This window comes from Bacillus sp. JJ1532 (assembly GCF_036965085.1).
Classification (GTDB): Bacteria; Bacillota; Bacilli; order Bacillales; family Cytobacillaceae; genus Cytobacillus.
In genome coordinates, this window is the sequence record NZ_JBALOW010000152.1 from 1 (window position 1) to 4,347 (window position 4,347).

Consider the following 4,347-nt stretch of genomic DNA (forward strand, 5'->3'; position numbering starts at 1 on the left):
CATTTAATAACATTGAAATAGAAAGTATTATGGTATAATGAATAATTAAGAGCAAATTCTATGATTTGCTGAAATTAATTATTCTTTCGCTTTGGAGGCTAACATGGAAGATTTACTTAAATTAAAAGACAAAAATATTGTTGTTATGGGAGTGGCAAATGAACGAAGCATTGCTTGGGGAGTAGCAAAATCTCTTTATCAAGCAGAGGCTAATGTCATTTTTACATATCGGAAAGAACGCTCGCTTGGAAAACTGACAAAACTTCTAAGTGAACAAAACTTAGAAGCGAAATTAATCGTACAATGCGATGTGAACAGTGATGAAAGCATAGCTGAAGCCTATAATAAAATTGGAGAGGAAGCAGGTACGGTCCATGGAGTGCTCCATTCCGTTGCTTTTGCGCATGCTGAAGATTTAAAGGGTGATTTTATTGATACGACAAGAAGCGGTTATGCTTTTGCCCAAGACACAAGTGCGTACTCGTTAATTGCTGTTGCAAAAGCGGCCAAACCTCTTATGACTGAAGGAGGCACCATCATTGCGATGTCTTATCTTGGTGCAGAGCGTGTGGTTTCTGGGTATAATGTGATGGCGATTGCAAAAGCTTCCCTTGAAGCATCAGTGAAATATTTAGCTTCTGAATTAGGAAAAGACGATATCCGTGTCAATGCCATTTCGGCTGGTGCCATTCGTACGCTTGCTGCAAAAGGAGTTCCGTCCTTTAACCAAATCCTACACAAAATTGAAGAGACAGCACCTCTGAAAAGAAATGTTACGCAAGAGGAAGTTGGGGATATGACACTCGCCTTAATGAGCCATCTTTCAAGAGGGGTTACGGGTGAAATTGTTTATGTAGACGCAGGATATAATATTATGGGATAACATAAATAAAGGGAGATTCTCTTTGGTCAAGATGACAAATCAGAATCTCCTTTTTTACTTTGAGTTTATAAGACAAGATGTAAAGAATTCTCTTGCTGTTTATAAAAATTAAATGTATAATCAATTTAGGAACATATGTTCTATTAAAAATTTAGTGTTTATTGTTAATATAAGCTTAATGAAACAGGTGGAAAAAATTGAACGGTACATCACATACAGTCATCGGAGCAGCAACCGGTTTTTTGACAGCTAATTTGCTGCAAACAGATCCAACAGGAACTATTTTATTAGTAGGGATAGGGGCAATTTCAGGATTAATGCCGGATATCGATATTGACGGGAAGCTAAGTAATAAAATAACAATTTCACATAAGATTATAAGAACAGCTGCTCAATTCATAGCTATACTGTTGATTTTATATAGTTATTTTACTGGTTCAGGAATGAATAAATGGATAGGTATTGGGGCAGGAATGCTTATATTCATCATCTCCTCGTTTATCACACAAAGAAGGATGCTGACAATTACAGGAATTGGAGTCCTATTTGGAGGTTTCTCACTTCAAGAAAATTGGTTATGGCTGTTAGGCATTTATATTATCGCAGCTTCATTTGTTCCTCATAGAAGCTATACACATTCATTATTAGGTGTTCTCTTTTTTGCATACATATCCGTTCAGTTCGAAATAGCAATTGGGCACGAAGGCGTATTTATTACCTGCCTAATGGGCTATGTAAGTCATTTAATTGCCGACATGAAGATACTGCCCTTTAACAAGAGAGGGGTTAAATTCTTTTTGCCATTTTCCAAGAAGGAGTTTTAGGTGAAAATGGTTAAATAGAAACTTTTCAATTATTGGAGTTGAAGAGATTGAGAAGTCCTTTTCCAAATCTATATGATTTTTTCATGAGCCCTTTAGAAAGATGGAGGTTTCAAGGGATTCGTAGGGAATTGCTTAATAGAGCGACCGGGAAGGTGTTAGAACTTGGTTCAGGGACTGGCATCAATTTTCAACTCTATGAACATGCAGATAAAGTCATCGCGATTGAGCCAAGTCAAAAGATGATCAATCGTTCTAGACCAAGGCTTAAAAGTGCTGTTGTACCAATTGAAATTCTAAAGGTAAGTGGCGAGCAGCTGCCATTCGAAAGTCATACTTTTGATACAGTAGTGGCGACTTTGGTTTTTTGTACAATACAAAATCCAGAAAAAGCGCTGAGTGAAATTAAAAGAGTTTGTAAACCAGGCGGAAGAATTCTCTTATTCGAACATGTCATTATGGAAAACAGCTTTCTATCTAAGCTGCAGAATTGGTTAACCCCTGCATGGAAGAGAATTTGTAACGGATGCTGTTTGAATCGGGATACTTATGGGCTAGTCATTCAGCATGGTCTTACAATAATAAATATTGAAAAGCATTTTAATGGTTTGTTTATTGTCTTAGAAGCAAGAAATGATCAAAGTTAAACGATAAAAAAGGTGAGGATCAAAATGACTGAAGAAGTAATGAGAAGCGATCTTCCTTTCGGATTAGCAAAACCAGCAAGACGTGCTCTGGAAGGAGCTGGTTACATTAGACTTGAGCAATTCACTAAAGTGAGTGAGGCAGAAATATTACAGCTACATGGAATGGGACCTAAAGCTATAGAGCAAATTCGACTCGCTCTTAAAGAGAAAGAGATGTCCTTTCTAAAATAAAAAAATCATGAGAGTCTTCTACAAGAGCCGATATTCAAAAATACCGGCTCCGACTACTTTTATTAATGCAAGTTACACATCCTCAAAGAAATCTCTAAACTCTTTCATATCTGTTGATTTATCATTTACATAATAGGGATTTTCGACTGTTGAGTCTTTTGGATCCAAATTCGTTTTTATGACCAAAGTGGGACCAGATGATCGTTGTGGGGCTATTATTCGATCATTCAGATTATCAAAATCCGGCAGTTTTTGGCTTCCTGGCTGGCTTGGTTCTGTCATCTTAGCACCTCCTGTATAAATAGGTTGCTTCTTGTAGAGAAATATATAAGGATAAAAGCTTATTTTTTGTCAAGGTAATTACCTAAAGTATTCACATTACTCTGTTTGAATTGTTATTGTTAAGACAAGTAGGAAATAGAAGAGTATTTGAAGTATAAAAAGTTGTATGCGTCAGTGTGGAGATAAGGAAGTGCAATTCATGAGAAGATAGCTTCAAGAAAGAAAGAGATTGCCTGATTCTCCCAAAATGAAGAAATCAGGCAATGTGGTTTTAAACTTAATATTCTTTTTCTATATTCTTCGTACTTCTAATCGTATCGATTGGTCTAACTATTTTTTCAATATGCTCACGTTTTCCTTCTAAGAACGGAGGTAGGGATAATTTTTCTCCAAGTGTTTCATACAGTTCGTCTCCCATAAAGCCAGGACCATCTGTAGCAAACTCGAATAATATTTGAGGTGCCACTCTTGAGTATAAGGATCCGAAAAAGAAGCGGTCAATGAAACCAGATGTTGGGATTCGGAAGCTTCGAATCCGCTCGTCCCATTCTTCTAGAACAGGGCGGTCTTCAACACGGAATGCCGCATGATGAACGGTACCAAAGCCTTGTTGAGCCTGATGGAGATTAGGATTATCTTCTACTATTACTTGGGCACCGTTTCCACCTTCTCCAACTTCAAATAAATGAAATGCACCCTCCTGGTCGATTTCTCTGAATAATAGAACCTTCTCCATCATTTCTTTAAAATAAGGAAAATTTGCGATTCGAACAAAGATTGGGCCTAGACCAGTAATCGCATATTCTAAAGGAATTGGACCGTTTTGCCAAGGTGTTCCAGAGGCAACTCCTATATTATGTTCATCAGAAATTAATTGATAATGCTGCTCATCGAAATCAATGAAGGAAATTGTCTTTTTCCCAAATTGCTCTTTAATCCCCGTATGATTAACTTCGAGACGGTCAAATCTTTTGACCCAATAATCTAATGCCGCGTCATTAGGTACACGAAAGGATGTTTTCGAAATCTCATTTGTTCCGTGTACGCCTTTAGGAATGCCAGGAAAGTCAAAGAAAGTCATGTCTGTCCCTGCATTTCCAGCGTCATCTGCAAAAAATAGGTGATATGTTTTTATATCGTCCTGGTTAACCGTTTTCTTTACTAAGCGCATTCCTAAAACATAAGTGAAAAAGTCATAGATCTTTTCAGCACTGCTTGTAATGGCTGTTACATGATGGATGCCTTTTAGTTCGTTCATTAATATTCCTCCAATAATACTTTTGATTTATATTGATTACTTTACCCATACAATTCGTACACATGAATCGAATTTTACTTTGAATAAAAGTATCTTTAATTCGAGATAATAATATCACGGATTTAAACAAATGACAACTTTTAATTTATTATTTTTCATCAAACAGAATTGTATAGGTAAAAGAGGAATAAAAAAAGTTAATCATAATTTTATTATGTAAACTAA

Annotated in this window: 6 protein-coding genes; 4 read left to right on the top strand and 2 right to left on the bottom strand. The window is 36.4% G+C overall.

What is annotated here, in order from left to right:
- Positions 1-103: 103 nt before the first annotated feature.
- The 4 genes from fabI to V7122_RS25615 all read left to right on the top strand — a co-directional run bounded on the left by fabI (position 104) and on the right by V7122_RS25615 (position 2,582).
- On the top strand, positions 104-883 hold the full coding sequence (gene fabI, locus V7122_RS25600) for an enoyl-ACP reductase FabI (protein WP_335530146.1): 780 nt from the start codon (positions 104-106) through the stop codon (positions 881-883).
- Positions 884-1,080: 197 nt separating this feature from the next.
- A complete protein-coding gene (locus V7122_RS25605; protein WP_335530150.1) occupies positions 1,081-1,707 on the top strand; it encodes a metal-dependent hydrolase in 627 nt (208 codons plus the stop codon).
- Positions 1,708-1,790: 83 nt separating this feature from the next.
- Positions 1,791-2,351: a class I SAM-dependent methyltransferase gene (locus V7122_RS25610; RefSeq protein WP_335530159.1), complete on the top strand. Its 561-nt coding sequence runs from the start codon at positions 1,791-1,793 to the stop codon at positions 2,349-2,351.
- A gap of 24 nt (positions 2,352-2,375) precedes the next feature.
- Complete coding sequence (locus tag V7122_RS25615) at positions 2,376-2,582, top strand: DNA-binding protein (RefSeq protein WP_335530152.1); 207 nt, start codon at positions 2,376-2,378, stop codon at positions 2,580-2,582.
- Between the two features lie 72 nt (positions 2,583-2,654).
- On the opposite strand, the gene V7122_RS25620 is transcribed toward V7122_RS25615, so the two are convergent.
- Together V7122_RS25620 and V7122_RS25625 are read right to left on the bottom strand one after the other, a co-directional pair.
- The gene (locus V7122_RS25620) at positions 2,655-2,864 is read right to left on the bottom strand and encodes a hypothetical protein (RefSeq protein ID WP_335354476.1); all 210 of its coding nucleotides are present in this window, start codon (positions 2,862-2,864) and stop codon (positions 2,655-2,657) included.
- A gap of 277 nt (positions 2,865-3,141) precedes the next feature.
- The gene (locus tag V7122_RS25625; RefSeq protein ID WP_335530156.1) at positions 3,142-4,122 is read right to left on the bottom strand and encodes a ring-cleaving dioxygenase; all 981 of its coding nucleotides are present in this window, start codon (positions 4,120-4,122) and stop codon (positions 3,142-3,144) included.
- Positions 4,123-4,347 lie beyond the last annotated feature (225 nt).